The organism is Fulvivirga aurantia, assembly GCF_009711475.1.
In the GTDB taxonomy this organism is placed as follows: Bacteria; Bacteroidota; Bacteroidia; order Cytophagales; family Cyclobacteriaceae; genus Fulvivirga; species Fulvivirga aurantia.
Genome location: NZ_SMMD01000643.1, coordinates 1 through 5,118, shown reverse-complemented (window position 1 = coordinate 5,118; position 5,118 = coordinate 1). Strand labels below are relative to the sequence as shown.

Sequence of the window (5,118 nt, the reverse complement as noted above, 5' to 3'; positions counted from 1 at the left end):
AACGATGAAGTATACCATAGATAAACAAGAGAAATATAGCACACTGAAACTGCATGAAGAAAAACTTGATTCAAGTATAGCACCGAAGCTAAAGTCTGAATTAATTACAATACATGCAGAAGGAACCAAAAACATTATTTTAGACCTTTCTGCTGTCAAATACACAGATTCATCAGGGCTCAGTGCTTTGCTTGTGGGCAACAGAGTTGTACAGGAAGATGGCGGCATATTTGTTTTATCTGGTCTATCTGACCATACGACCAAGCTCATAAAAATCTCTCAATTAGACAGTGTTTTAAACATACTACCTACTGTAGAGGAAGCAATTGATGCTGTATTTATGAATGAAATTGAGAATGAGCTTAAAAACGATGAGGCCGAATCGTAAGTAGCATTTGCCATTTAGTGTAAAAATATTAGGCTCTAACTCAGCCACGCCAGCATACGGCAGAAACCATACCGCGCAATTCATACAGATACAGAAGCACACCTTCTTGCTTGATTGTGGAGAAGGGACGCAATTGCAGCTCGCAAAGTATCATTGTAAGGCTCAGAAGATTAACCATATCTTCATCAGTCATTTGCATGGCGACCATTATTTAGGGCTCATGGGCCTAATATTTACGATGCATTTGCTACGTAGAGAGAAGGACCTCAACATCTATGGCCCTCAAGGACTGGATGAAATCATAACTTTGCAACTTAAATACTCGGCATCTGCACTCAATTATAAAATTCGATTTCATCAAACAGACAGCACCAAAACTGAGCTGTTGTTTGCAGATGACACTATCGAAATCAGCAGCTTTCCTTTAAATCATAGGATTCCCTGTACTGGCTTTTTATTTAAAGAAAAGCCTAAACCAATCAGGCTCCATAAAGAAAGACTCCCAGCCGATTTGACTTTACTTCAAATTGCCACTTTAAAAAAGGGGGGCGATATTCTAAATGAAAATGGTGAAGTCATTTTCAAAAACAGTGACCTTACATTGCCTCCGAGAAAATCACGATCATATGCCTATTGCTCCGATACAAAATATGACGAAACCATACTTCCTTACATCAAAGATGTAGACCTGCTTTACCATGAAGCTACTTTCTTGGAAGCAAAAGCAATTTGGGCCGAAAAAACATTTCACTCAACCACCAAAGAAGCCGCAACTATCGCAAAAAAAGCCAATGCAGGTCTATTGGCCATAGGGCATTACTCTGCACGATACAAAGACGTGACACCCTTTCTAGAAGAAGCTAAGCAGCATTTTGACAATACCATTTTGGCTATTGAAGGTGAGTCTATTGAGATTGAAGATTAATCGAGCATGACCAAATACATCGATAAACGTACTAATCTATTCATCATACTCAGTGGTATATTTCTTACCAATGCCCTGCTTGCTGAGTTAGTGGGCACGAAAATATTTTCTCTAGAACAAACGCTTGGTTTCGAACCTGCTCAAATCAAGCTTTTTGGTGGTTGGATTCTTGATTTTAACCTAACAGCTGGAGTTGTGCTTTGGCCTGTAGTATTTATTACTACAGATATTATCAATGAGTACTTTGGTAAAGAAGGAGTTAAAAAAATAAGTTACCTCACCATAATTTTTATCAGTTTCGCTTTTATAGTAATCACGATCGTTACGTGGCTCTCACCAGCCCAATTTTGGCTCGATGTAAATAGTCAGGACGAACAGGGAAAGGCTTTTGATATAAGTTATGCGTTTAATACTGTCTTTTTACAAGGTGCAAGAATAATAGTAGCATCGCTCGTTGCATTTCTAATCGGACAGCTACTTGATGTCTTTGTGTTTCATAAACTAAGAAAAATCACCGGTAGCAAATACCTATGGTTGCGCGCCACAGGGTCCACATTAGTGTCACAGCTGATTGACAGTTTTGTGGTATTATTTATGGCATTTTATCTATTAGCTGCTCCTGAGGCTAAGTGGTCGCTCTCTCAGGTGGCTTCGGTTGGTGTAATCAACTACATTTATAAGTTTATCATTGCAGTTGCCCTCACTCCCCTTCTATATATTGCCCACTATCTTATCGATAGCTATCTGGGAAAAAAAGAATCTGATAAATTAATGGAAACTGCCGCTGAACAGAGTGACACTTTCTTCTAGCTACTTCTTGACTTTTTTCGTTGGTTTTGGCTTTTTAGCAGGCAGTGGTTTGCATGGATAGTCGAACAAACATTTTTCTTTGATAGCTTCAGACACTTTACGAGGCACCATAGCTTCCCAGCCATCATCATCTCCCCGTTTTATCATTTCTAATACATTGTCAGAGATAATATGCAGATTTTTAGTATCAGCATTTTCTACCGCTACCAGCTTTTTATTATCTATAAGGTACTTAAACAAGCCCGCCTCTTTCTCAGGAAGCTCAAAGTTCTTCAAAGTGTAGAGCTCCTTTTTGCCTACTTTATCAGATGGATAGACATAGAGTGTAACGTTATGGCCAAATAAAACTCCAAAAGCCTCTAAAACACCACCGCGTAAGTGAGTGTAATACTTTTCATCAAAAACACGCTGTAAATTATAAATGCCTAATATGATACCTATTTTTCTACCTTTGGTTATTTCAGATAGGTAATTTACCAATCGGTAATATTCCGGGTAATTAGAGATCATGACATTTTGCCCAAGGGAGCAAATGATATCTACACGGTGCAAGAAATCTTCTTCGTCAATCTCACCTTCGGTGCGTAAATCATTGAGTGTGATCTCTGTTAATACCACAATTTTTTCTCGATCTACGTCTGGTTCGTTCTTAAATATTCTACGAGAGGCCAACAGCATATCCACATTTACATGCGTTACAGGCCTAAACCTACCACGTAGCACTAACACATTCTTTTTATATAAAGCTTCAGACGGTTGCAACACATCTCCACTCGGACCAAACATGGCCGCATGAGTCATTCCGCTTTTTACCAGCTTTAAACTCATAAGCCTATTATCCACATGCTCAAAATCAGGCCCGTCTATTCTAAACATATCAATCTCGATACGATCCGGCCCAAGTCCATCTATCAATGACTCTAAAAGATCATTGGGATTACTGATAAAGAAACAGCCGAATATGAGGTTTACACCTACAATGCCGAGCGCCTGTTGTTGTAGTAAGGCATCATTATCCTTCATTTTTATATGAAGCACACATTCATTGTAAGGCCCTCCTGGTTTGCACTGAAAACGTAAGCCAATCCAACCGTGAGGCTGGTTTGTTCGCTCGTAATTAAGCGCCTCTACCGTATTTGCAAAAGAAAAGAATTGGGTATGACCGGCTACATGGCCCAGCCTTTCAAGTAATAATCCATATTCATGCTCAAGCATGCCCATAAGGCGTGGCTCGCATACATAACGCTCACATACACCATAAATGGCATCACTAAAGCTCATGTCATAGGCAGACATCGTTTTGGCAATAGTACCAGAGGCACCGCCTGCTTTAAAAAAATTAGCTGCTACTTCCTGTCCTGCTCCAATTTCAGCAAAAGAGCCATAGATATCCTTTCTTAAGTTGATCTGAAGCGCTTTTTCCTTAGTAGTCAGTTTTCTAAAATCGTCCATAAATGTCCGTAGTCATCGGCTGATTAAAATAAGCTTAAATGTAAAAACTTTTAAAGGCTCTACACTCATTTATACAATGTTTATATACCTAAAGTTTAAAAACAATAAGTCGCTTTCAATTAATATATCACTTTTATATCTTATGAAGCTTTTTACCCACTATTAGACCTAAAATCAGAGTTTTCATGGAGGTATTAGACTTTATTACGTTGCTTATCATCATGGCAGCTTTTTTTACACTCATCAATGTAAAGTACCTAAAGCTTCCTTCTACCATTGGCCTCATGTTACTTGCTCTTGGCCTGTCGCTTTTCATTATTCTGGGCGAGTGGGTATTCCGAACACTCAATGAGCTGGCGACTAACCTCATGACTGAGTATGATTTCTCTAAAGTCCTTTTTCAGGTTATGTTGAGCTTTTTGCTATTTGCAGGTGCTCTTGAGCTTGACTTAAGAAAACTTGGAGAAGAAAAGTGGCCAATTTTTATTCTTGCTACAGTAGGCGTCTTGCTTTCAACTTTCGTTGCAGGCACCGCCATTTATTACCTGCTTCCACTTATAGGGCTACCGCTCGACTATATCTATTGCCTTCTTTTTGGAGCGCTCATATCCCCTACCGACCCAATTGCCGTGTTGGCCATGATCAAGAAAACAACTGTATCTAAAAACCTCGAATCGCAAATTGCAGGTGAATCTTTGTTTAATGATGGTGTGGGTGTGGTTGTTTTTCTCACCATTTTAGCTATCGCCACCAAAGGAGTGAATAATGTTGAAGCCCTAAATGTGGTAGAATTGTTTGCTGTAGAAGTACTTGGTGGACTATTACTGGGAGCCGTCATCGGCTATTTTGGCTTACACCTTCTAAGAATAATTGACAACGAGCATACTGAAATCGAAGTGCTTATAACTTTGTCGATGGTTTTAGGAGGTGCAAGCATTGCCGACCTCTTGCATGTTTCGGGTCCTTTGGCGATGGTTACCATGGGCTTGTTTGTAGGAAGAAAAGGCAGAGATAAAAATCTGGAAGACGCAGCGGGAGAATATGTCTACAAGTTTTGGCATCTTATGGATGAGGCTATGAATGCTATTTTATTTATTCTCATCGGGTTGCAGATCATAGTAATCAATTACGAAACCGATTATTTCATTGCTGCTGGTTTTGCCATCGTTGTAGTACTAATTGCCAGATTTATAGGAGTAGGAATACCCATTTCTTTAATGCGCATAAGACGAACGTTTCCAAAATTCACAATTAGAATTCTTACCTGGAGTGGTTTACGTGGTGGCATCTCAGTGGCACTTGCTCTATCTCTTTACGAAACCACTAATTTTGACACGCGCATTGTAGATATCATCATTACAATGACCTACTGTGTCGTTCTATTTTCCATAGTAGTGCAAGGCCTCACCGTAAAGAAACTTTTTGAGAAATTTAGCGAAGTGAACAAATAGAGACTTATTAATAATTGCACAACACAAAGATAAAGTACCGATAAAAACAGAAATATGGGCAGTCCACAATATTCTTTTTGATTAGTCAAAAA

5 protein-coding genes are annotated in these 5,118 nt (G+C 39.2%); 4 read left to right on the top strand and 1 reads right to left on the bottom strand.

All coding sequences use genetic code 11. The features are described from left to right. Positions 1-4: 4 nt before the first annotated feature. From E1176_RS06350 to E1176_RS06340, 3 genes are read left to right on the top strand one after another with little or no spacing between them, the layout of a single operon-like run. Positions 5-388 (top strand): STAS domain-containing protein, encoded by a 384-nt coding sequence (locus E1176_RS06350; protein ID WP_155209740.1) that lies wholly within the window; start codon positions 5-7, stop codon positions 386-388. Between the two features lie 7 nt (positions 389-395). Next, complete coding sequence (locus tag E1176_RS06345; protein WP_155209738.1) at positions 396-1,313, top strand: ribonuclease Z; 918 nt, start codon at positions 396-398, stop codon at positions 1,311-1,313. A gap of 6 nt (positions 1,314-1,319) precedes the next feature. After that, complete coding sequence (locus E1176_RS06340) at positions 1,320-2,123, top strand: queuosine precursor transporter (protein WP_155209736.1); 804 nt, start codon at positions 1,320-1,322, stop codon at positions 2,121-2,123. On the opposite strand, the gene E1176_RS06335 is transcribed toward E1176_RS06340, so the two are convergent. Further along, the gene (locus E1176_RS06335; protein ID WP_155209734.1) at positions 2,124-3,575 is read right to left on the bottom strand and encodes a TonB-dependent receptor; all 1,452 of its coding nucleotides are present in this window, start codon (positions 3,573-3,575) and stop codon (positions 2,124-2,126) included. 185 nt (positions 3,576-3,760) lie between these two features. On the opposite strand from E1176_RS06335, the gene E1176_RS06330 reads away from it, so the two are divergent. Further along, positions 3,761-5,026 carry a cation:proton antiporter gene (locus E1176_RS06330; protein WP_155209733.1) on the top strand — a complete coding sequence of 422 codons (1,266 nt, stop codon included), beginning with the start codon at positions 3,761-3,763 and terminating at the stop codon, positions 5,024-5,026. Positions 5,027-5,118 lie beyond the last annotated feature (92 nt).